22 protein-coding genes and 1 tRNA gene are annotated in these 21,175 nt (G+C 68.9%); 11 read left to right on the forward strand and 12 right to left on the reverse strand.

The genetic code is table 11. The annotated features are described in order from the left end of the window. Nucleotides 1-67: 67 nt before the first annotated feature. From D7I44_RS01880 to D7I44_RS01895, 4 genes are all read left to right on the forward strand, one after another. Nucleotides 68-295 carry a hypothetical protein gene (locus D7I44_RS01880; protein ID WP_120787941.1) on the forward strand — a complete coding sequence of 76 codons (228 nt, stop codon included), beginning with the start codon at nucleotides 68-70 and terminating at the stop codon, nucleotides 293-295. Between the two features lie 110 nt (nucleotides 296-405). Further along, nucleotides 406-630, forward strand: a complete 225-nt coding sequence (locus D7I44_RS01885; RefSeq protein ID WP_162940005.1) for a hypothetical protein — start codon at nucleotides 406-408, stop codon at nucleotides 628-630. A gap of 137 nt (nucleotides 631-767) precedes the next feature. Then, entirely contained in the window at nucleotides 768-1,019 is a 252-nt protein-coding gene (locus D7I44_RS01890; protein ID WP_120787943.1) for a hypothetical protein, read from the forward strand. Then, a complete protein-coding gene (locus D7I44_RS01895) occupies nucleotides 1,012-2,199 on the forward strand; it encodes a site-specific integrase (RefSeq protein ID WP_120787944.1) in 1,188 nt (395 codons plus the stop codon). Before D7I44_RS01890 ends, D7I44_RS01895 begins: the two co-directional genes overlap by 8 nt. Nucleotides 2,200-2,255: 56 nt before the next feature. Here D7I44_RS01895 and D7I44_RS01900 read toward each other — a convergent pair. Then, nucleotides 2,256-2,328, reverse strand: a tRNA-Lys gene (locus tag D7I44_RS01900). Nucleotides 2,329-2,539: 211 nt separating this feature from the next. Here D7I44_RS01900 and D7I44_RS01905 point away from each other — a divergent pair. Genes D7I44_RS01905 through D7I44_RS01915 form a run of 3 tightly spaced genes read left to right on the forward strand, consistent with a single transcriptional unit; the run spans nucleotide 2,540 to nucleotide 5,672 of the window. Then, on the forward strand, nucleotides 2,540-3,205 hold the full coding sequence (locus D7I44_RS01905; protein WP_245979897.1) for a DUF72 domain-containing protein: 666 nt from the start codon (nucleotides 2,540-2,542) through the stop codon (nucleotides 3,203-3,205). Nucleotides 3,206-3,214: 9 nt separating this feature from the next. Continuing rightward, nucleotides 3,215-3,991 carry an inositol monophosphatase family protein gene (locus D7I44_RS01910; RefSeq protein WP_120787945.1) on the forward strand — a complete coding sequence of 259 codons (777 nt, stop codon included), beginning with the start codon at nucleotides 3,215-3,217 and terminating at the stop codon, nucleotides 3,989-3,991. A gap of 46 nt (nucleotides 3,992-4,037) precedes the next feature. Then, nucleotides 4,038-5,672: an APC family permease gene (locus D7I44_RS01915; RefSeq protein WP_120787946.1), complete on the forward strand. Its 1,635-nt coding sequence runs from the start codon at nucleotides 4,038-4,040 to the stop codon at nucleotides 5,670-5,672. On the opposite strand, the gene D7I44_RS01920 is transcribed toward D7I44_RS01915, so the two are convergent. The 4 genes from D7I44_RS01920 to D7I44_RS01935 are packed head-to-tail and all read right to left on the reverse strand — an operon-like array spanning nucleotide 5,669 to nucleotide 9,751. Then, entirely contained in the window at nucleotides 5,669-6,493 is an 825-nt protein-coding gene (locus D7I44_RS01920) for an ABC transporter permease (RefSeq protein ID WP_120787947.1), read from the reverse strand. The two genes, D7I44_RS01915 and D7I44_RS01920, sit on opposite strands and share 4 nt — an antisense overlap. Beyond that, nucleotides 6,490-7,359 (reverse strand): ABC transporter permease, encoded by an 870-nt coding sequence (locus tag D7I44_RS01925; RefSeq protein ID WP_120787948.1) that lies wholly within the window; start codon nucleotides 7,357-7,359, stop codon nucleotides 6,490-6,492. Before D7I44_RS01925 ends, D7I44_RS01920 begins: the two co-directional genes overlap by 4 nt. Further along, nucleotides 7,356-8,597, reverse strand: coding sequence for a polyamine ABC transporter substrate-binding protein (locus D7I44_RS01930; RefSeq protein ID WP_120787949.1), 1,242 nt, complete (start codon nucleotides 8,595-8,597; stop codon nucleotides 7,356-7,358). The genes D7I44_RS01925 and D7I44_RS01930 overlap by 4 nt, the downstream gene beginning before the upstream one ends. Further along, on the reverse strand, nucleotides 8,594-9,751 hold the full coding sequence (locus tag D7I44_RS01935) for an ABC transporter ATP-binding protein (protein ID WP_120787950.1): 1,158 nt from the start codon (nucleotides 9,749-9,751) through the stop codon (nucleotides 8,594-8,596). Before D7I44_RS01935 ends, D7I44_RS01930 begins: the two co-directional genes overlap by 4 nt. A 90-nt stretch (nucleotides 9,752-9,841) precedes the next feature. On the opposite strand from D7I44_RS01935, the gene D7I44_RS01940 reads away from it, so the two are divergent. Next, nucleotides 9,842-11,269, forward strand: a complete 1,428-nt coding sequence (locus D7I44_RS01940; protein ID WP_120787951.1) for an NAD(P)/FAD-dependent oxidoreductase — start codon at nucleotides 9,842-9,844, stop codon at nucleotides 11,267-11,269. Between the two features lie 89 nt (nucleotides 11,270-11,358). On the opposite strand, the gene D7I44_RS01945 is transcribed toward D7I44_RS01940, so the two are convergent. Both D7I44_RS01945 and D7I44_RS01950 read right to left on the reverse strand, forming a co-directional pair. Then, entirely contained in the window at nucleotides 11,359-11,805 is a 447-nt protein-coding gene (locus D7I44_RS01945; protein WP_120787952.1) for a rhodanese-like domain-containing protein, read from the reverse strand. 62 nt (nucleotides 11,806-11,867) lie between these two features. Next, on the reverse strand, nucleotides 11,868-12,956 hold the full coding sequence (locus tag D7I44_RS01950) for an aldo/keto reductase (RefSeq protein WP_120787953.1): 1,089 nt from the start codon (nucleotides 12,954-12,956) through the stop codon (nucleotides 11,868-11,870). Nucleotides 12,957-13,066: 110 nt separating this feature from the next. Here D7I44_RS01950 and D7I44_RS01955 point away from each other — a divergent pair, with 110 nt between their 5' ends. Continuing rightward, a complete protein-coding gene (locus D7I44_RS01955) occupies nucleotides 13,067-13,966 on the forward strand; it encodes an AraC family transcriptional regulator (RefSeq protein WP_220093814.1) in 900 nt (299 codons plus the stop codon). A 166-nt stretch (nucleotides 13,967-14,132) separates the two neighbouring features. Here the strand turns inward: D7I44_RS01955 and D7I44_RS01960 are convergent, their stop codons facing one another. Next, complete coding sequence (locus D7I44_RS01960) at nucleotides 14,133-15,053, reverse strand: LLM class F420-dependent oxidoreductase (RefSeq protein ID WP_120787954.1); 921 nt, start codon at nucleotides 15,051-15,053, stop codon at nucleotides 14,133-14,135. Between the two features lie 22 nt (nucleotides 15,054-15,075). Here D7I44_RS01960 and D7I44_RS01965 point away from each other — a divergent pair, with 22 nt between their 5' ends. Next, nucleotides 15,076-15,714: an antibiotic biosynthesis monooxygenase gene (locus tag D7I44_RS01965; protein ID WP_120787955.1), complete on the forward strand. Its 639-nt coding sequence runs from the start codon at nucleotides 15,076-15,078 to the stop codon at nucleotides 15,712-15,714. Here the strand turns inward: D7I44_RS01965 and D7I44_RS01970 are convergent. Then, complete coding sequence (locus D7I44_RS01970; RefSeq protein ID WP_120787956.1) at nucleotides 15,666-16,211, reverse strand: cysteine hydrolase family protein; 546 nt, start codon at nucleotides 16,209-16,211, stop codon at nucleotides 15,666-15,668. The two genes, D7I44_RS01965 and D7I44_RS01970, sit on opposite strands and share 49 nt — an antisense overlap. Continuing rightward, nucleotides 16,208-17,674: a purine-cytosine permease family protein gene (locus D7I44_RS01975; RefSeq protein ID WP_120787957.1), complete on the reverse strand. Its 1,467-nt coding sequence runs from the start codon at nucleotides 17,672-17,674 to the stop codon at nucleotides 16,208-16,210. Before D7I44_RS01975 ends, D7I44_RS01970 begins: the two co-directional genes overlap by 4 nt. A 19-nt stretch (nucleotides 17,675-17,693) precedes the next feature. On the opposite strand from D7I44_RS01975, the gene D7I44_RS01980 reads away from it, so the two are divergent. Next, complete coding sequence (locus tag D7I44_RS01980; protein ID WP_162940006.1) at nucleotides 17,694-18,182, forward strand: FBP domain-containing protein; 489 nt, start codon at nucleotides 17,694-17,696, stop codon at nucleotides 18,180-18,182. 12 nt (nucleotides 18,183-18,194) lie between these two features. Here the strand turns inward: D7I44_RS01980 and aceB are convergent, their stop codons facing one another. Further along, nucleotides 18,195-19,829, reverse strand: coding sequence for a malate synthase A (gene aceB, locus D7I44_RS01985; RefSeq protein ID WP_120787959.1), 1,635 nt, complete (start codon nucleotides 19,827-19,829; stop codon nucleotides 18,195-18,197). 29 nt (nucleotides 19,830-19,858) lie between these two features. Further along, a complete protein-coding gene (aceA, locus tag D7I44_RS01990) occupies nucleotides 19,859-21,172 on the reverse strand; it encodes an isocitrate lyase (RefSeq protein WP_120787960.1) in 1,314 nt (437 codons plus the stop codon). Between the last annotated feature and the right edge of the window lie 3 nt (nucleotides 21,173-21,175).

The following is a 21,175-nucleotide window of genomic DNA, read 5'->3' on the forward strand; positions in this document are numbered from 1 at the left end:
CGCCGCCTCCTCAGATCCTCCCCAACCCGAGAGGGGGCGGCGGGTTCCCACCCCGAACGGAGACCCCATGGATGACATCCGCCTCGCGGCGGCGCGCAACCTGGCGCAGACCCTGAGTGAGATGATCGGCGCTCCGATCGCGCTGACCTGGCGGGCCCTCACCTGCGGGGAGGCCGAGGACTTTGCGGCCCTGCTACGTGCCTTCGGCCACGGCGACGCCGCGGCCGACCTCATCGCGGAGCACGCCGAAGCGGATGGTGAGGGCGACTGGCACTACCCGCCTGACGGGGCATGAGCCCAGGCGGGCCGGGCCCCACGGCAACCCCACATACTAGCGCGCTAGTATCCGATCACATAGTGCCGAATACCCGAGAGGATGAGAGATGACCGAGACGAGGAGCGCTCGTGCCCAGACCGATGGACCCCCAGCTCGTGCTGGCGTCACGCCAGTTGTCCAAGTCGGCCGCGACCGCGCGGCGGGCCGCCCTGCGCGCCCAGGAGGCCGTCGAGGCGCGGGACGAGGCAATCCGCGAGGCGATGGCGGCGGGGATGCACTGGCAGGACGTCGCGAAGGTAACGGGCCTCAGCCAGCAGAGGATCTCGCAGATCATGCGGCAGGCCAGGCAGTAAGGGCACGCCAGAGGAGCGACGGACGCTGGCAGGTAGACGTCACCCTCGACGTCGACGGGGCGCGCAAGCGCCGTTCCTTCTACGGGCCGACCGCGGCGGAGGCCGAGGTCAAGGCCACCGCAGCCCTCGGCGCCCCCGTGCCCCCGACCGTCGCCCAGACGGCGCGGCGGTGGGCCGAGGCGACCCTGCCCGACCTCCCGCACAACGACAAGACCAAGGCCGTCTACGCCCGCGTCGCGCGACGGTACCTGGAGCAGGGGCCGTTCGCCGCGCACCCCGTCAGCGAGGCCACAGCCGCCGACGTCGCCGCCTACGTGGGCACCCTCGCCCTCGCGGCCCCGAGCAGGCGGCAGGTCATGGCAGTCGTCAGGCAGGTGCTTGGTGGCTAGGGAGCCGATCCCGACCGAGGAGTACGGGAACATCCGCCGCCTGACCTGGAAGGGCAAGCCCGCCGCCGAGGCGTGGTACCGCGACTCGGCAGGCGCCAGGCGGCGGATGCTCCGCACGGGACCCACCCCCGCTCAGGCCGAGCGCGCCTTGAAGGACGCGCTCAAAGACCTCTTCGCGGTGGCGGCCTCGGACCTCTCCCCCGAGTCGACCGTCTCAGATCTGTTGGAGCGGTGGTGGCCTGAGTGGCTGGCCACCGAGCCCGCCGAGCAGACGGTGCAGACATACGAGTCGCGCCGCCGCCAGATTGACGCGGGCCTCGGCGGGGTGCGACTCAAGGAGTGCACCGTGCCGCGCGTCGACCGCTTCCTCAAGACCATCAGGCAGGGCAAGGCGCATAGGACGATCCTGCGCGGCGCCTTCGGCCTCGCCGTCCGCCACGGCGCGATGAGGGCGAACCCGATGGACAACGTGGCCTCGATGCCACAGAAGCCCCGCAGCGCCCGCCGCGGGCCGCAGGCCCCCGACGCCGACGCGGTCGCCGCCATGCTCGCCCTCTTCCGCGCCTTCGACCGCTCCAAGGACGGGCGTGGGGCCGTGCGCGGCACCCCCCTCGAAGACTTCGGGAAGATCATGTTCGCGACCGGGGCGCGCACGAACGAGGTGCTCGCCCTGACATGGGCAGACGTCGACCTCGAGGCGGCGCAGCCGACCGTCGCCATCCGGGCGACCCTGATCAAGGACGGGCAGGCCCGCCAGGAGTACCCGAAGACCGAGAACAGCGAGCGGCTCCTGCTCCTGCCGCCCTTCGCCGTCGAGGTCCTCCTTCGCCGCCGCGTCGAGGCGTACAACGAGAAGGTCTTCCCCAACACCCGCGGCGGCTGGATCCAGGACGCGAACTTCCGCCGCCGCTGGTGGCACAAGGCCCTCGAGGGCAGCGCCCACGAGGGCACCGTGCCCAAGGCGTTCCGCAAGGCCGTGGCCACCCTCCTCGCCGACGCGACGGACGCCAGGACCGCCTCGCGGCAGCTCGGGAACACCGAGGCGGTCGCCCTCAAGCACTACATCCAGCGCCTCAATGAAGGGCCCGATGCGACCGCGCTGCTCGAGGCCGCCTTCCAGACCGCCGGCGAGCGTGGAGACCAGGTCTCGGGTCAAAGTGGAGACCAAATGGAGACCTAGCCCCACAACGAAGAAGGCCCGATCAGCGGAAAATCCGCCTGATCGGGCCTTATTTGTGCACCCCCAGGGACTTGAACCCTGAACCCACTGATTAAGAGTCAGTTGCTCTGCCGATTGAGCTAGAGGTGCGTTGTGCAGACCGCCGAAACGGGGAACCGCACGAGGATCAACCTTAGCAAACGAGAGCGAGGCGCTCAAAATCGAGACGACCCTGCGCGACGGCCGGACGGGCGGCCGGCTGTTCATCGGCACATCCGGCTGGCGCTACGCGAGCTGGCGCGGAGATTTCTACCCAAAGGGCCTCGTTCAGCGCCGCGAACTCGAGCACCTCGCCACCCGGATGAACTCGGTCGAGCTCAACGGCTCGTTCTACTCACTGCAACGCCCGGAGTCCTACGATCGCTGGCGCGACGCGACCCCGGCCGGCTTCCGCTTCGCGGTCAAAGGCGGCCGCTACATCACCCACATGGCGGGCCCCGACAAGCTCACTGCGGGAATCGAGAACTTCTTCGCCTCCGGCGTCACCCGCCTCGGCGACCGACTGGGCCCGATCCTGTGGCAATTCCCGACGCGTCGCCGCTTCGACCCCGCGCAGCTCGAGGCCTTCTGCGCCGCACTCCCCCGCAGCTACGACGGCCGCCGCCTGCGGCATGCGCTCGAGCCGCGGCATGAGAGCTTCGCCGACCCGGCTTGCACGCATATCCTGAACAGGCACCGGATCGCCTTGGTCGCGTCCGACGGCGCGCGAGAATGGCCGACGCTTTTCATGGACAGAGCCACGGATGCCACGGCCGGCCTCGTCTACGTCAGATTGCACGGCCCGCACGAGCTCTACCACGGCGGCTACTCGCAGAAGCAGCTCGCGCACTGGGCATCCGTCGTGCGCGAGCTCGCGACCCGCGGCGAGCGCAAGACAGTACGCGACACCTACGTCTACTTCGACAACGACGCGGATGGTCGCGCGCCGTTCGACGCCCTCGCGCTGGCCGAGTTGATGGCCCGCTAGCCTGGCAGGGTGACCGCCGACCTCGACTTCGCACACCGTCTGGCCGACGCAGCCGACGCCATCTCGACCGCCCGCTTCCGCGCGAACGACCTTCGCGTCGCGACCAAAGCCGACCGCACCCACGTGACCGACGCCGACCAGGCCGTCGAGCGCGCGATCCGCGAGCTGATCGCCGCCGAACGGCCGGGCGATGCGATCTTCGGCGAGGAATACGGGGTCGAGGGCGACTCGAACCGGCAGTGGATCATCGACCCCATCGACGGCACCGCCAACTACCTGCGCGGGGTGCCGCTGTGGGGCACGCTCGTCGCGCTCGCGGTCGACGGCGAGGTCGTCGCGGGCGTCGCCAGCATGCCGGCGCTCGGCCAGCGGTGGTGGGCGGCGAAGGGCGGGGGCGCGTGGAAGCGCACGCCCGAGGACCCTCAGCCCGAGAGCCTGCACGTCTCCGCCACGAGCAGCCTCGACGAGGCATCCGTCAGCTTTCAGTCGATCCACCAGTGGCGCGACGCAGGCCGCCTCGACCAGCTGCTGGCCCTGCTGAACGACGTGTGGCGCGACCGCGCCTACGGCGACCTGTGGTCGTACACGCTGCTCGCCGAGGGTCTGATCGACGCCGTCGGCGAGTTCGGGGTGAAGGCCTACGACATCGCGCCGCTGCTGCTCATCGTCGAAGAGGCGGGCGGCCGCTTCACCGCAGCCACGGGCGAAGACGGCCCGTGGCACGGCAGCGCCCTCGCCAGCAACGGCGTGCTGCACGAAGAACTACTGCGGCGAATCAACCTCTGACCTGCACTAATACATAGAGGCCGCATGGCCGGGGTACCACCCGATCATGGAAACGGCGACTGCGGTACGGGAATCCGTCCAGACGGAAGACAGTCATCTCAAGCAGCGGCTCGGCTACTGGTCGCTCGTCGCGACGGGCATCGGCAGCGTCATCGGCTCGGGGTGGCTGTTCTCGGCGATGTACGCGGCGCAGGCATCCGGCCCGGCCTCGCTGATCGCCTGGGTGATCGGCGGCGCCGTGATGCTCGCTGTCGCGCTGGTGTTCGCCGAGCTCGGCATGGTGCACCCCGAATCGGGCGGCCTCGTGCGCTACCCGCTGTACTCGAACGGGCGCTTCGCCGCCAGCATCGTCGGCTGGAGCATGTGGGTGACCTACGTCGCCAACCCGCCGACCGAGGCGGCGGGCGTCGTGCAGTACGCCAGCTCATACCTGCCGGGGCTCTACCGGCACAGCCAGCTCACGCTCGCCGGCATCCTCATCGCCGTCGGCCTCATGGCCGTGTTCGTCGTCATCAACTACTTCGGCGTGCAGTTCTTCGCCCGCAGCAACAACGTGGTGACGGCCGTCAAGATCTGCATCCCGCTGCTGTGCGTCGCCTCGCTGCTCGCGAGCGGCTTCATGCACTCGGGCGGCGCGGGCGGCCCGGACAACATCGCCACGGGCGGCGGCTTCGCGCCCTACGGCATCGGGGCTGCGCTCGGCACGATCGCCACGGCCGGCATGGTGTTCGCCTACACAGGCTTCCGCAACATCATCGAACTGTCCGGCGAGGCGAAGAACCCGCGCCGCAACATCCCCGCGTCGCTCATCACGACGATCCTGCTCGCGATCGTGCTGTACCTGCTGCTGCAGACCGCGTTCCTGTTCGGCGTACCGCAGCACCTGCTCGGCCACGGCTGGAGCGGCGTGGACTTCGACTCGCCCTTCGCCCAGATCGCGATGCTGGTCGGCTTCACCTGGCTGTACTGGATCCTCATCGCCGACTCGATGATCTCGCCGTCGGGCTCGGCGATCGTCTTCACCGCATCGAACGCGCGCAACGTGTTCGGCCTGTCGAAGAACCGCTTCTTCCCGGGCTGGCTCTCGAAGGTCCACCGGGGCTCCGGTGTACCGCGGCGCGCGCTCATGCTCAATTTCCTCGTCGGCATCCTGTTTCTGCTGCCGCTGCCGAGCTGGCACCAGATCATCGGCGTCACGGGCACGCTGATCGCCTTCACCTTCTCGATCGGCTCGGTCTCGCTGGTCGCCTTCCGGCGCGCAGGCATCGCAGACAAGGCCGATCGGATTCCCGGCATGGTCGTCATCGCACCGTTCGCGTTCGTCGTGAGCGGACTCGTCATCTACTGGGTGCCGTGGTCGGAGCTCGTGCTGACAATCCCGATCGTCGTGGTCGGGCTCATCTGGTACGCCGTCACCTACGGAGTCCAGCACCACGGCTGGGGCGAGGTGAGGGGCGGCGTGTGGCTCGTCGCGTACCTCATCGTCATCTACGCCGGCTCGTACCTCGGCGACTACGGCGGCCGGCACCTCGTGCCGTCGCCCTGGGACTCGGTGATCGTCGCCGCCGTGAACACGGCGCTGTACCTCTGGGGCACGCAGTCGGGGGTGCGCTACCTGCGCTCGCAGCCCGAGCTGGTCGACGAGCTGCGCGACAGCCAGCTCAGCCGGCAGCGCGGTTAGGCGCGCCCGCGCCGGTTGAGCGCCCCGTTGAGGAGCGCGAGCAGCAGACCGACCGCGAAGATGATCGTGCCCATGCACAGCACCTGCGGCGGCAGTCCGGTCTTCACGCCGTAGACGAAGAGCGGGAAGGTCGTCGCCGACCCCGCCACGAACGACGTGATCACGTAGTCGTCGATCGACATCGCGAGCGCGAGCATGAACGCGGCCACGATGCCCGGCATCATGATCGGCAGGGTGACGCGGAAGAACGCGTTGACCGGCGCCGCGCCGAGGTCGGCCGCCGCCTGCTCGAGCGCCGTGCCGACACCGGACAGACGCGCACGCAGCGTCACGACGACGTAGGCGATGTTGAAGGTCACGTGCACCAGCAGGATCGTCACGACCCCCGTGTGCACGCCGATCGAGAGGAAGAACGACAGCGCGGCGGCGCCGACGACGATCGAGGGGGCGGCGATGTCGACGAACAGGATGCCGGTGAGCAGCCGCCTGCCCCAGAATCTGTGCCGTTCGAGCGCGAGCGCGAGCGGCGTGCCGATGAGGACCGAGATGAGACCGGAGACGACGGCGATCACGATCGACAGCACGAACGCCTGCCAGAGGCCGGACAGGTCGGCGAGGTGCACGTAGTAGTTGAGCGTGAAGCCGTGCCACACGTAGGTGATGCGGTGGTTCGGCGCGACGTTGAAGCTGTAGACGACCATCACGGCGATCGGCACGAGCGTGATCGCGACGACCAGCCAGTAGATGATCGGCAGCAGCGGCCGACGACGCGCCCGCGGGTTCAGCGGCCGGGCGTCGGCGAGGCGGTTCGCGGCGGTCATACGAGGTCCTCGATGTTGTCGGTGCCGAACACCCGCGCATAGGCGAACAGGATGATGCCGAGCGCGATCATCATGACCGTCGACAGCGCCGCGGCCACGTTGTACTCCTGCTGTGTCAGGAACACGTTCTGAATCGCCTGCCCGAGGGTGTAGGTCGACTGGCCGCCGAGCAGCGACGGGTTCACCGGGTCGCCCACGGTGTCGATGAAGACGAGCAGGATGCCGGCGAAGATGCCCGACCGCGACAGCGGCAGCGTCGTCTTGAAGAACACCGTGCGCTGGTTGCCGTAGAGGTCCTGCGCCGCCTCGAACAGCCGCGGGTCGATGCGCTCGAGCGCGACGTAGATCGGCAGCACCATGAATGCGAGGTCGTTGTAGGCCATGCCGCCGATCACGGCGCCCGGCGTGCCGAGCACGTGCGCGTCGGCGCCGATCAGGTGCAGGTTCCTCAGGAACGAGAGCACCGGCCCCTGACCGCCGAGCAGGAAGACCCACATGTTGGTGCGGATGATGAACGACACGAAGAACGACAGCATCACGAGCAGCAGCAGCGGATTCTTCCACCTGGCGCTTGCTCGGAAGGCGAGGAAGTACGCGACGGGGTACGCGACGACGATCGTGATGAACGTCGCCGTCGCACCGAAGAGCAGCGAGCGGCCGAGGAACAGCAGGTAGTTAACGTCCGCGCCGACGAAGAGCTCGCGGTAGATCCCGAAGTTCCAGGTCAGCGTGTAGCCCTGGTCGAGGTTGCCCGTCATGAGCGAGACGAGCAGCTGGCTGATCAGCGGGATGAGGAACAGCACGATGAGCCACAGCGAGCCCACCCCACCCAGCAGATAGGGAGTCGCGTACTTCCTCAGCTTCATGACTGGACGATCGGGTTGAACACGTCCTGCCACTTGTCGTAGTCGGCGCGGTCCTTGAACACGTAGTACTCGTGGGACTTCGCGAGCACGTCAGCCGAGGGGAACACGAGCGGGCTGTTCGCCACATCTGGGTCGTCGAGGGTGTTGAGGATGTAGTCCTTGGCCGCCGGCACGGGGCAGACGTAGTTGACGTAGTCCTCGACCGCGCCCGCGACTTCTGGCTGGTAGTAGTAGTCCATCCACGTCAGCGCATCGACGGGGTTCTGTGCCGTGATCGGGATGCACATGTTGTCGTGCCACATGATCTGGCCTTCGGTCGGCGTGACGAACTTGATCTCGTCGTGGCCGCCGGCCTGCACCTGGTAGATGTCGCCGGACCAGGCCTGGCTGATCCAGATGTCGCCGTTCTGCAGGGCATCCGTGTAACCCTGGTCGTAGAACTTCGCGATGTTCGGCTTGAGCTTCTCGAGCCAGTCCTTCGCCTTCGCCCAGTCGGCCTGCGTCGCCGTCGCCGGATCGGCTCCGACCGCGAGCAGCGCGGCGTTGCCGAGCTCGGTCGTGTCGGAGAACAGGCCGATCTTGCCCTTGAACTTCGGATCGAGCAGGTCGGCGAAGCTCGTGATCGGGCCGCCCGTGAGCTTCTCGTTGTATGCGAGGCCGGTGAAGCCGGTCTGCCACACCATGGTGTGCGCTGCGCCGGGGTCGTAGCTCGGCGAGAGCACGGTGCGATCCGCGTTCGCCTTGAAGTTCGGGATCTTGGTCTGGTCGAGCTGCACGAGCCAGGCGTTGTTCAGCAGCTCGGTGAGCTCCCACCCGTTCGTGATGACGATCAGGTCGTACCCGGTCGACTGGTCCGCCTTGAGCAGCGGTGAGATCTTGGCGTAGAACGAGTCGTTCGCCTGGATGACCTCCTTGTAGTTGACCTTGATGCCGGTCTTCTTCGTGAAGTCGTCGAGCGACTTGCTCTTCCCGCTGTCGTCCTGGTCGATGTAGAGCGGCCAGTTCGCGAAGTTCAGCGTGCCCGTCTTCTTGTGGTCTGCCCAGTACTTCGTCCAGTCGGTGACGGGGCCGGATGCGGTGCCCGCCTTCTGCGTGCCCTGGATTCCGCAGGCGGCGAGCAACGAGCTCAGCGCGACCGCACCGGTCGCCACTCCGGCGCCGCGCAGCATCGCGCGGCGGCTGACGCGCGCCTGGGTGAGTCCGCGCAGCAGTGCGGGGGTGATGGGCTCGCGATTCATGCGGCCTCCGTTTCAGGGATCGAGGTCGGGTCGTTTGCGGGGATTGCTGAGGGGGGAAGGAAGAAGGCCTGCGAGGCATCCCATGACACCTCGACGGTGTCGCCTGGGCGGATCACGGTCTCGGTGCCGATGTTCTGCTTGAAGGCGTGCAGCACCGAGCCCCACGGTGTGATGAGGGCGGCCTCGGTGCTCGCGCCGAGGAAGGTGACCTCGGTGACCGTCGCGGTCGTGCGGTTCGGGCCGGCCGGCGCCGCGGCCCCGGCGACGAGCGGGAGCAGCTGCAGCTTCTCGGGGCGGATGCCGATCTTCCAGCCGGTGCCGGTCGGCGTCGCCGCGCCGGCGACTGCGACCAGGCCGCCGTCGGGGAGGCGGGCTCCCGAGGCATCCGTCGTCACCGGCAGCACGTTGCACGTGCCGAGGAACTCGGCCACGAACTGGGTCGCCGGCCGGTCGTAGACGCGCTGCGGCGCACCGAGGTCCTCGACGTGCCCCTGGTTCATGACGGCGAGGCGATCGGCCATCGACATGGCCTCGCCCTGGTCGTGCGTGACGTAGAGGAAGGTGATGCCGACCTCGCGCTGGATGCGCTTCAGCTCGACCTGCATGCTCTTGCGGATCTTCGCATCGAGCGCCCCCATGGGCTCGTCGAGCAGCAGCACCTTGGGATGGTTCACGAGCGCGCGGGCCAGTGCGACGCGCTGCTGCTGGCCGCCGGAGAGCTGCAGCGGGCGGCGAGCGCCGAAGCCGGTGAGACCGACGAGGTCGAGGTACTCCTGCGCGCGCCGCTCGGCCTCCGCCTTCGCGACGCCCTTGCGGCGCAGGCCGAACGTGACGTTGTCGAGCACCGTCAGATGCGGGAACAGCGCATAGCTCTGGAACACGGTGTTGACGTCGCGGCGATGCGGCGGCAGCAGGGTGACGTCTGTGCCCGCGAGGCTGATGCGGCCCGTGGTCGGCAGGTCGAATCCACCGATCATGCGCAGCGTGGTCGTCTTGCCGCAGCCGGAGGGGCCGAGCAGTGCGAAGAACTCGCCGGCGGCGAGGTCGAGGTCGATGCGCTCGACGGCGACGGAATCGCCGAAGCGCCGGCTGACGCCGTCGAGCGAGATGGCGGCTTCTGCTGCCGGCGCGGCAGCGGCTTCGGGTGTCGTCATGGTGACGGCATCCTAATCATGCGATTGTTTCGGTTCCAATACATCCAGGCGAACTTGACAACGGAATCGTGACAAATAGTGTCGGGAAGCATGCGGAATCCATTGTTCGGGCGCGGCAGCGACATCGTCTTCGAACGTCAGGCGCCTGAGCCGGGCGTGATTTCGCACGCGCTGGAGGGCACTGAGCACCGGGTGTTCTGGCTCGACGATGCGAGAGATCGCACAGTTTATCCGACGCTGTCTGCGTGGCTGGATGTCGATCTGGCCGTCGTCGGCGGCGGTTATCTCGGCCTGTGGTCGGCCATCAAGGCGAAGCAGCGCAACCCCGACGCGCGCGTCGCGCTGCTCGAGGGGCAGACCATCGGCTGGGCCGCGTCGGGCCGGAACGGCGGGTTCGTCGAGGCGAGCCTGACGCACGGCGAGGTGAACGGCGGCAACCGGTGGCCGAAGGAGCTCGACACCCTGAACCGGCTCGGACTCGAGAATCTCGAGGCGATGGAGCGTGCGGTCGCCGAGCTCGGCCTCGACTGCGAATGGGAGCACAACGGGTCGATCGACGTCGCGCTGGAAGAGCACCAGCTCGGCTGGATCGAGCCATCGAAGGCCGGATTCCTCGACCAGTCCGCCGTGCAGGCCGAGGTGCATTCCCCCACCTATCTGGGCGGCCGGCCTTACCGCGACACCGCCCTCGTGCACCCGGCGAAGCTCGCGAAGGAGCTCGCCAGGGTCGCGGCCTCACTCGGCGTCGAGGTGTTCGAGAACTCGCTCGTCGACGAGCTCTACGACGAGAACGGGGCGGTGACGCTCACGACCGCGCGCGCCGGCGTGCGAGCCGCGCAGGTGGTGCTCGCGACGAACGCGTTCTCGCCGCTGCTCAAGCGGTACCGGCTCTACACCGTGCCGGTATACGACTATGTGCTGATGACCGAGCCGCTGTCGGCCGAGCAGAGCGCGTCGATCGGGTGGCAGGGGCGGCAGGGCATGGCCGACCTCGCGAACCAGTTCCACTACTACCGGTTGACGGCCGACAATCGCATCCTATTCGGCGGCTACGACGCGATCTATCACTTCGGGCGCGACGTGCACGTGTCGTATGAGGAGCGCGACGAGACGTTCCGCACCCTCGCCTCGCATTTCTTCACGACGTTCCCGCAGCTCGAGGGGCTGCGCTTCACGCACCGCTGGGCGGGCGCGATCGACACGTCGAGCCAGTTCTGCGCGTTCTACGGGCTCGACCTCGGCGGCCGGGTCGCCACGGCGGCGGGATTCACCGGGCTCGGCGTCGGGGCGACGCACTTCGCGGCCGAGGTGCTGCTCGACCGGCTGGCCGGGCTCACCACCGAGCGCACCGAGCTCGAGATGGTCCGGCGCAAGCCGCTGCCGTTCCCGCCCGAGCCGTTCGCAATGGCCGGAATCGCGGCGACCCGCTGGGCGATGGACCGCGCCGACCACAACTACGGTCGCCGCAACCTGCTGCTCAAGACCCTCGACGCCATGGGGCTGGGGTTCGACAGCTGACCACCGCACGATTCGTCACCAAACGCACGCTTCGTCACCCGGAATCCCGCATTCGATGTGACGAATCGTGCGTTCCATGCCGCGACGGTTCAGCAATCGCAGGTGATGATCCCGTCGACCGGCGCCGTCAGCGGGTCCTTGGCTCGCACGACGGGCCCGTGGTCGTCTTCGACCGGGTAGCCCTCGCGCGCCCAGTACTCGAAGCCGCCGATCATCTCCTTGACCTGGTAGCCGAGCTTCGCGAACTCGAGAGCCGCCCGCGTCGACCCGTTGCAGCCCGGCCCCCAGCAGTACGTCACGACGGGCACGTCGAGCGGGATCTCCTCCGGCGCTCGCGCCGCGATCTGGGCGGTCGGCAGATGCAGCGCTCCGACGATGCGCCCCTGCGACCAGGCCGCATCCCCGCGCGAGTCGATCAGCACGAACCGCTCGCCGGCTTCCTGCGCGGCATGCACGTCGGAGGAGTCCGTCTCGAACGCGAGCTTGCCCGCGAAGTGCGCGATAGCCAGGTCAGTCGAAGTCGCGGTGATCGTCATGATCGAACCGTACGTCGCGCGCGGCCCCGCCCCGAGACGCCAATCCCGATCAAGTGGCACACCTAGTACCGCGTCGCGCTCTGCTCCAGCATCGGGAAGCGCGCGTGCGCGACGCCGTTCACGCTCGCGCCGTTGAACTGGAGCATCGGCGCGAGGTGACGGTTGTTCTCGATTGGGAACGGGAGATGGGGTGCGGATGCCTCGTCGAGAGCCCTCCGCGCATCGGCAGGCAGTTCGAACCGAAGCGACGCCAGGTTCGCCTCGAGCTGATGCATCGTGCGCGCGCCGAGCAGTGTCGAAGTTATCCCGGCGCTCCCTCGCACCCAGGCGAGGGCGACGGTCGCGGCTGGCGCCCCGAGCTCTGCCGCGACCGAGTTGAGGGCGTCGATCACCGGATAGTCGGCGCTGCTCGGCGCCCCGACGAGCTCGCCGCGAGCGGTGTCGACGTGCTCCCCGACCCTCGCCGACGAGAACTTCCCGCTCAGCCACCCGCTCTTGAGCGGCCCCCACGCGAGCGCCCCGAGACCGAGGTCGTCGGCCATCGGCAGCAGCTCGGCCTCGCCGGTGCGCTCGAGCAGCGAGTACTCGAGCTGAAGCCCGACGATCGGCGCCCATCCCCGGAACGACGCGGTGAGCGCCGCCGCTGCGGTCGACCAGGCCGGAACGTCGGAGAAGCCGAGGTAGCGCACCTTCCCCGCTGTGACGAGATCGTCCAGAGCGCGCAGCGTCTCCTCCCGAGGAGTCACCGCGTCGAAGTTGTGCAGCCAGTAGACATCGACGTAGTCCGTACGCAGACGTCGCAGGGAATCCTCGAGCTGATGCAGGATCGCCTTGCGGCTCGCTCCCCCGCCGTTCGGGTCGCCCGTGTGCAGATTCGCGAAGAACTTCGTGCCGACGACGAGCCGATCCCGCAGCGCTCCGCGCGCAGAGAGCCAGTCGCCGACGATGGCCTCGCTGTGCCCGTTCGTGTAGATGTTGGCGGTGTCGATCGAGTTGCCGCCCGCGTCGACATAGCGATCGAGCATGGCGACGGATGCCTCGACCGAAGCTCCCCACCCGTTGTCCTCGCCGAAGGTCATGGTGCCGAGCGTCGCGGGGCTGAGGTGCAGGCCGGAGCGGCCCAGGGTGACGTAGTCGTTCAATTCGGTCATGACCTCAGCCTGCGCACGATCCGGTGCGGGTCCTAGATCGATCCGCGCGCGCTCTTGCCTGATCCGCTCACCGGGACGCGATTCGGGCATTGGCGTGCTTGACTCGCTCCGTGACCGCCCTCGAGTCCCTGCGCGAGCTCGTCGCCGCACGCGCGCCGCAGCCCGCGACCCCGACCTGGGTCGATGGCATGTCGCTGTTCCGCACGACCACGCCGACCCAGCCTCTCGGCGGCATCGCGCGGGCGAACCTCGCCCTCGTGCTGCGCGGCGCGAAGCGCTCGTCACTCGGCGAGCAGGTCTACGACTACCGCGCCGGTCAGTTCCTGATCGTGACGGTCGACCTTCCGCTGACCTCGCAGATCACCGAGGCCTCGCCCCGGCATCCGTTCGTCGCACTTGGCATGCCGCTGCAGCCGGAGATCGTCTCGGCCCTGATGCTCGAGTCCGACGGCACGGCCCGCCGCATCGCCTCAGAGCGCGAGCAGCCCGGTCTCGCGGTGAGCGATGCGGACGACGATCTGCTCGGCGCGATCGAACGGCTGCTTCGGCTCGCCGACAGACCGCTCGACTACAGGCTCCTCGCGCCAGGCGTCAAGCGCGAGATCCACTGGCGCCTGCTCTCCGGCCCGCAAGGCGGCCTCGTACGCCAATTCGGTCTGCCCGACTCGCGGCTGAGCCTCGTAGGCAAGGCCGTCGGCTGGCTGCGCGCCAACCTCGACGCCCCGTTGCGCGCCGACGACCTCGCCGCCCGACTCGGGCTGAGCGTCTCGAGCCTCAACCGCTACTTCCGCGCGATCACCGGCATGAGCCCGCTGCAGTACCAGAAGGCCTTGCGGCTGCAGCAGGCACGCCTCGAGCTGCTCGCCGCCCCGGGCGACATCGCCAGGGTCGGCCACGCCGTCGGCTACCAGTCGCTCTCGCAGTTCAGCCGCGAGTACCGGCGGATGTTCGGCGCCCCGCCGTCTGAAGACGCCGCGCGACTGCAGACCGCCGAGCTCGGCGCAGAGTGACGGGTGGCTGCGCCCGACCTCGGCGGCCGCGCGTAGGCACCGCGCGTAAAGCGCACGATTGCGCGTACGCGTAGCCGGGTTTCGGTAGGAGCAATCCTGCGAAATAGGTTCGGGCCCTAGCGCCCGAGAACCGGAACGCGCGCGTCCCCACCCCGAGCGCAGTCCGTCACGCGAAGTGCGGCATGACCTCCGACGCGACGAGGTCGAGCTGCTCGACCTCGCCGATGTCCCACAGCTGGAAGTACACGCGACTGATGCCGAACTCGGTGAGGCGGCCGATCTGGTCGACCAGCTGCTGGGGGCTGCCATACCAGCCCGATTCGGCGAGCTCGGCCGGGTCGCGGCCGATCCGCTGCGCGAGGGCGGATGCTTCGGCTTCCGTCGTCCCGACCGCCAGCGTGCGCGCGACCGAGTAGACCAGCGACTCGGGGTCACGGCCCGCCGCCTCGGCCGTGGCGCGCACCCGCTCGACGTTGGTCTTGAGCGCGGCGTCCGCCGTGAAGTTGGTGTTGTACTCCGCCGCGTACTTCACCGCGAGCGCGGGAGTCTTCGACGCGCCGCTGCCGCCGATGATGATCGGAACAGGGTGCTGCACCGGCTTGGGCAGCGCGGGCGAGTCGACGATCCGGTAGTGCTCGCCGGAGTACGAGAACCGCTCGCCGGTCGGCGTGTTCCACAGTCCGGTGATGACGTCGAGCTGCTCTTCGAACGCGCCGAACTTCTTCGCGGGGAACGGGACACCGTAGGCCGTGTGCTCCGCCTCGAACCAGCCGGCGCCGAGGCCCAGCTCGACACGGCCACCCGACATGTCGTCGACCTGTGCGACCTGGATCGCGAGCAGCCCGGGGTGACGGAACGTCGCCGAGGTCACGAGGGTTCCGAGCCGGATCCGCGAGGTCTCCCGGGCGAGCGCACCGAGCGTCACCCAGGAATCGGTGGGCCCAGGGAGGCCATCGCCGCTCATGGCGAGGTAGTGATCGCTGCGGAAGAAGGCGTCGTAGCCGAGCGCCTCACCCTTCTGCGCGACGGCGAGCTGGGTCTCGTAGGTGGCGCCCTGCTGGGGCTCGATGAAGATCCTGAAGTCCACGAGCCGAGCCTAGGCTCAAAGCATGTCTCCAAAAGAGCTCCATGCCGACTCCCCGCCCATCACCGTCAGCATCACCCGCCTCGTCAAGCCGGACAAGATCCCGGAAGCGACGCGCTGGGTGCAGGCGGGCGTCAATCTCGCCAACCGCTACGACGGATTCCTCGGCTCGGGGTGGGTGCGCGGCACCGCCGACGGCGAGGAGTGGCACATGCTCTACCGCTTCGCCGATCGCGCGCGGCTCGACGCGTGGGAGAACTCGACGGAGCGCGCGGCGTGGCTCGAGCGCGGCCGCGATCTGGTCACGCACCAGCGCACCGAGCGGCGCACCGGCATCGAGGGTTGGTTCGACGCGCCGCGGCCCGCGACCGGCGTGCTCGAGGCGCTCGCCGCGCCGCCCGTCGTTCCTCCCGCCTGGAAGCAGACGATCGCGATCTGGTGCGGCTTCTTCCCCGTGAACGCGGCGTTCACCTACGTCATCTCCTGGCTCTGGCCGAGCTTCGGCCTGCTGCCGATCTGGCTGCGCTGCCTCATCTCGACCGCGATCCTGTGCCCGATCATGGTGCCGTTCGTGCTGCCCGTCGTGACCGGGTGGCTCAGGCCATGGCTGACGGCTCAGCCGAGGAGGTCGTCGACGGTCGTCAGCTCGATGAGGGGCGCGTAGAGGGCCATCGCGTCGAGCGCGCGCTGATGATCTGCGGCTGAAGCCCCGGCGCAGGCGTCCGTCGGCACGAGCACGTGCACGCCGTCGTCCGCGGCGGGCAGCGCCGTCGAGAGCACACAGCAGTCGGTCGACACGCCGGTGAGCACGATCTCGGATGCCCCGTGCAGCGCCGCCTTGAGCTCGAGCCCCCACTTGCCGAAGCTCTCGCGGGTCACGACCGGGCGCCCCGCCGCGAGACCCTCGATCTCCGGCGTGAACGCGTACAGCGGGTCGCCGGCGGGCACGAGCGCGAACGGCCACTGCGCGAAGTACGGCACCCAGGCGCCGCGCGGCTCGGCCGGTGCGACATAGCGCGTGAACACGACGCGATTGCCGAAGGCGGGCATGAGACGGCGGATGCCTACGCTCGCGGTCTCGTAGTCCGGCGACGCCCACGGCGAGTCGTGTGCGAAGACGTTCTGCATGTCGACGACGACGAGCCAGGCATCCGTGCTCATCGCTCGCCGCCCTCCTGTCGCCGCACGGCGCCCGCGCTGAACAGCGTGCCGACGAAGCCGATCAGCAGCGCGAGAATCACGCCGAGATTCGCTCCGGCCCAGTCGCCCTTTACGCCGCCGAGCCCGAGCGGGCCGAGCAGATAGCCCTGCCACGTCAGCCAGGACGCGTAGGTGTTGGTCACGAGCCCCCAGCCGATGGCCGTTCCCACGACGACGAGCGCGACCGGCAGCCAGCGGACCGAGCCGTAGCGGCCGCGCGGGTCATAGAGGGCCGGCTGGTCGTACTCCTTCCGGCGCAGCAGGATGTCGGCGAGCATCACGCCCGCCCACGCCGCGATCGGCACGCCCAGCGTGATCAGGAAGCCCTCGAAGGTGTAGATGAAGTCTCCCGCGAAGAACACGATGTAGACGGCGCCGATGATCATGATCACGCCGTCCACGCCGGCGGCCGCGTAGCGCGGGATCCTGACGCCGATCGAGAGCAGCGACAGCCCGGACGAGTAGATGTCGAGCGCTGCCCCGCCGATAAGTCCCAGCACCGCGACGATCGCGAACGGGATGAGGAACCAGGTCGGCAGGATCGTTGCGAGCGCGCCGATCGGGTCGCCGTTGATGGCCGTGTTGAGCGTCTTCGACGATCCGGCGAGCAGCATGCCGAAGAAGAACAGCACGAGGGGCGCGACCGAGCCGCCGAGGGTGGTCCAGAACACGATGCCGCCGCTGCGGGCGCTGCGCGGCAGGTAGCGCGAGTAGTCGGCCGCGGCGTTCACCCACCCCAGCCCGAAGCCCGTCATCATCAGCACGAGGCCGCCGATGACGGCCGGGAAGGAACCGGCCGGAAGCGCGGTGACGGCTCCCCAGTGGATGTGCCCGGCCACCAGTACGAAGTAGACGACCGTGAGCACGCCCGTCACGACGGTGATGATCACTTGCAGGCGCATGACGATGTCGAAGCCGAAGACACCGGCGCCGATGACGAGCACGACCACCACGATGAGCGAGACGATCTTCGTGGGCGTGCCGCCGCCCCAGCCGAGCGCGCTGAGAACCGTCGAGGTCGCGAGCACGGCGAGCGCGGCGAGCACCGTCTCCCACCCGACGGTCAGCACCCACGAGATGAGGGAGGACAGCCGGTTGCCGTTCACCCCGAACGCGGCGCGGCTCAGGACCATCGTCGGCGCGGAGCCCCGCTTGCCCGCGATCGCGATGAATCCGCACAGCAGGAACGAGATGACGATTCCGAGGATGCCGACGATCGTCGCCTGGGCGAACGAGATGCCGTAGCCGAGCAGGTACGCGCCGTATCCCAGCCCGAGGACCGACACGTTCGCGCCGAACCAGGGCCAGAACAGGGTGGCCGGGCGGCCCTTGCGCTCGGACTCGGGGATGGGGTTCAGGGCGTTGAGCTCGACGGCGAAGCCCGCGGGCGCTGCGTCGCGCGTGGCATCTGTGCTAGTGGCCATGTGGTTAGGCTGGCACACCATGAGGGCTCTGACCGAGGAAGACATCCGCGGCGCGTTCGTGAACGCGACGGCAGATCAACTCGCACGGCTGCCCCTGCCCGGCCTCCACGAGACCATCTGGGAGGATCGGGAGTTCCTGGGATGGCGCGACGGGCAGGCCGCGCAGCTCGGCTACCTCGTGCACTGGGACGATGGCGAGCAGCGACCGGTCGGCATCGTCGTGCGCGCCGCGGGCGGCTCGATGCGGGCGGGCATCGCCGCGATGTGCTCGTTCTGCCACTCGCCGCAGCCGGCGACGCAGGTGCGCATGTTCTCTACCCCGCGCGCTGGCGACGCCGGCCGGAACGGCGACACCATCGGCACCTACATCTGCGAGGACCTGGCCTGCTCGCTGCTGATCAGGCGCCAGCCCCCGCACCTGAACCCGCCGCAGCTGATCGCCCAGCGCGGGGCGGCTCTGCTGCAGCGGGTCCAGTCGTTCACGTCGAACGTGATGCGCGCGGCGTAGGCGGTCTGCCGGTCAGGCCGCCACCTTCACCGCGCCCGTGCGCACGTCCTCCGACAGGTAGTCGGCGTACGCGCCCGTCGTGAGGAACAGCGGGAACTCGGTGCCGAGCGTGACCTCGGCGAACACCCGCGCCGCGTCGAAATAACGGTCGCCGTCGAACGCCGGCAGCTCGGCGAGCACGTCGACGAGCACGTTCTCGACGAGGTCGGCCGTGACGGGAGTGCCCTCGGCGGTGGTGACCCCCTGGCGGATCCACTGCCACAGCTGCGAGCGGCTGATCTCGGCCGTCGCCGCGTCTTCCATGAGGTTGTCGATCGCGGCGGCGCCGTTCCCGCGCAGCCAGCTCTCGATGTAGCGCAGCCCGACGGACACGTTGGTGCGCACCCCCGCGTCGGTGACCGTCGCCCCGGGAATCCGCAGATCGATCAGCTGGGAAGCCTCGACCGCCACGTCCTCGCGCAGCCGATCGAACTGGTTCGGCTTCTGGCCGAGAACACGATCGAACTGGGCGCGCGCGATCGGCACGAGGTCGGGGTGCGCGACCCACGAGCCGTCGAAGCCATCGTCGGCCTCCCTGCCCTTGTCGTTCGAGACCTGCTCGAGCGCGCGGGCGTTCGCCTCCGGGTCCCTACGGTTCGGGATGAAGGCGCTCATGCCGCCGATGGCATATGCCCCCCGCTTGTGACAGGTGGCGACGAGCAGTTCGGTGTACGCCCGCATGAACGGCACCGTCATCGTGACCTGCGACCGGTCGGGCAGCACGAAGGCGGGGCCGCGGTCGCGGAAGTTCTTGATGACGCTGAAGATGTAGTCCCAGCGACCGGCGTTGAGGCCGGCGCAGTGCTCGCGCAGCTCGTACAGGATCTCGTCGAGCTCGAACGCCGCGGTGATCGTCTCGATCAGCACCGTCGCGCGGATCGTGCCGTGCTCGAGGCCGAGCGCGTTCTCGGTGAAGGTGAACACGTCGTCCCACAGTCGCGCCTCGAAGCGGTTCTCGATCTTCGGCAGGTAGACGTAGGGGCCGGTGCCGCGCGCGATCAGCTCGTGCGCGTTGTGGAACAGGTAGAGGCCGAAGTCGACGAGCGAGGCGGATGCCGGTGCGGCGGTGCCGGGCGCGTCGACGTACTTCAGGTGGCTCTCCTTGAGGTGCCACCCGCGCGGGCGGAACACGATCGTCGGCGTCGTGTCGCCGAGTCGGTATTCCTTTCCCTCTGGCGTCGTGAAGTCGATCTGCCGGCGGATCGCGTCGAACAGGTTCGTCTGCACGGCGATGACGTTCGCCCAGGTGGGCGACGACGCGTCCTCGGCGTCGGCGAGCCACACCTTCGCGCCCGAGTTGAGCGCGTTGACGGTCATCTTGCGGTCGGATGCCGGGCCGGTGATCTCGACGCGGCGGTCTTCGAGCCCGGGGCCGGCGCCGGCGACGCGCCAGCTTGCGTCCTCGCGGACCCGGCGCGTCTCGGGCGGGAACTCGGGGTCGATGCCGCGGCCGATGTCGTCGACGCGGATGCGGCGCTCGCGGATCCGCTCGGAGCGGCGTCCCGCGAACACGCTGTGCAGCTGGGCGAGGAACGCGAGCGCCTCCGGCGTCAGGATCTCGTCCTGACGCGGGGCGGGCTCCCCCGAGAATTCGATGTGCTTGGTCATGATGTGCTCCCTGTTTCAGATGGGGCGGCTCAATGGAACTGCTCAGACTCGGTGGAGCCGACGAGAGCGAGGGTCGAGGCCGTGGGGTTCAGGGCCGTCGCGATGCGGTCGAAGTAGCCGGTGCCGACTTCGGCCTGGTGCTTGGTCGCGGTGTAGCCGCGTGACTCGGAGGCGAACTCCGCCTCCTGCAGCTCGACGTACGCCGACATCTGACGGTCCTTGTAGCCGTGCGCGAGGTCGAACATCGAGTGGTTCAGGGCGTGGAAGCCCGCGAGGGTGATGAACTGGAACGCGTACCCCATTGCCGACAGCTCGCGCTGGAAGCTCGCGATCTGGTCGTCGTCGAGATGGCCGCGCCAGTTGAAGCTCGGCGAGCAGTTGTAGGCCAGCTGCTGGTCGGGGTAGATGTCGTGGATCGCTTCGGCGAAGGTGCGCGCCAGTTCGATGTCGGGTTTGCTCGACTCGACCCAGAGCAGGTCGGCGTAGGGCGCGTAGGCGAGGCCGCGGCCGATCACGGGGCGGATGCCGTTCTCGACCTCGTAGAAGCCCTCTGCCGTGCGCGTGCCTGTCAGGAACTCGCGGTCGCGCTCGTCGACGTCACTCGTGAGCAGGGTCGCGGCCAAGGAATCCGTGCGCGCGATGATGACCGACGGCACCCCCGCGACGTCCGCCGCGAGCCGCGCGGCGTTCAGCGTGCGGATGTGCTGCGAGGTCGGCACGAGCACCTTGCCGCCCATGTGGCCGCACTTCTTCTCGCTCGCGAGCTGGTCCTCCCAGTGCACGCCGCCTGCGCCCGCCTGGATCATGGCCTGCATGAGCTCGTAGGCGTTCAGCGGGCCGCCGAAGCCGGCCTCGGCGTCGGCCACGATCGGCACGGTCCACTCGCGGCTCGACTGGCCGGTCTCGGCGAACTCGATCTGCGAGGTGCGCAGCAGCGCGTTGTTGATGCGGCGCACGACGGCAGGAACGGAGTTCGCCGGGTAGAGGCTCTGGTCGGGGTACGTCTGGCCGGCGAGGTTCGCGTCGGCCGCGACCTGCCAGCCCGACAGGTAGATGGCGTCGAGGCCGGCCTTGACCTGCTGCACAGCCTGGTTTCCGGTCAGCGCCCCGAGGGCCGCGACCCAGTACGACGGGTCCTCGCCGCTCGTGCGGATGAGCTCCCAGAGCCGCTCCGCCCCGCGACGGGCGAGCGTCGCGTCCTCGCGGACGGGGCCGCGCAGCGAGACGACGTCCTCCGCCGTGTAGTCGCGGGTGGTGTTCGCCCAGCGCGGGTCTGTGGCCCACTCCGCCTCGAGGTCGATCGCGGTCTGGGTCTGGTCGCCGGGCCGAATGCCAGTGAACATGTT

Source organism: Gryllotalpicola protaetiae (assembly GCF_003627055.1).
GTDB lineage: Bacteria > Actinomycetota > Actinomycetes > Actinomycetales > Microbacteriaceae > Gryllotalpicola > Gryllotalpicola protaetiae.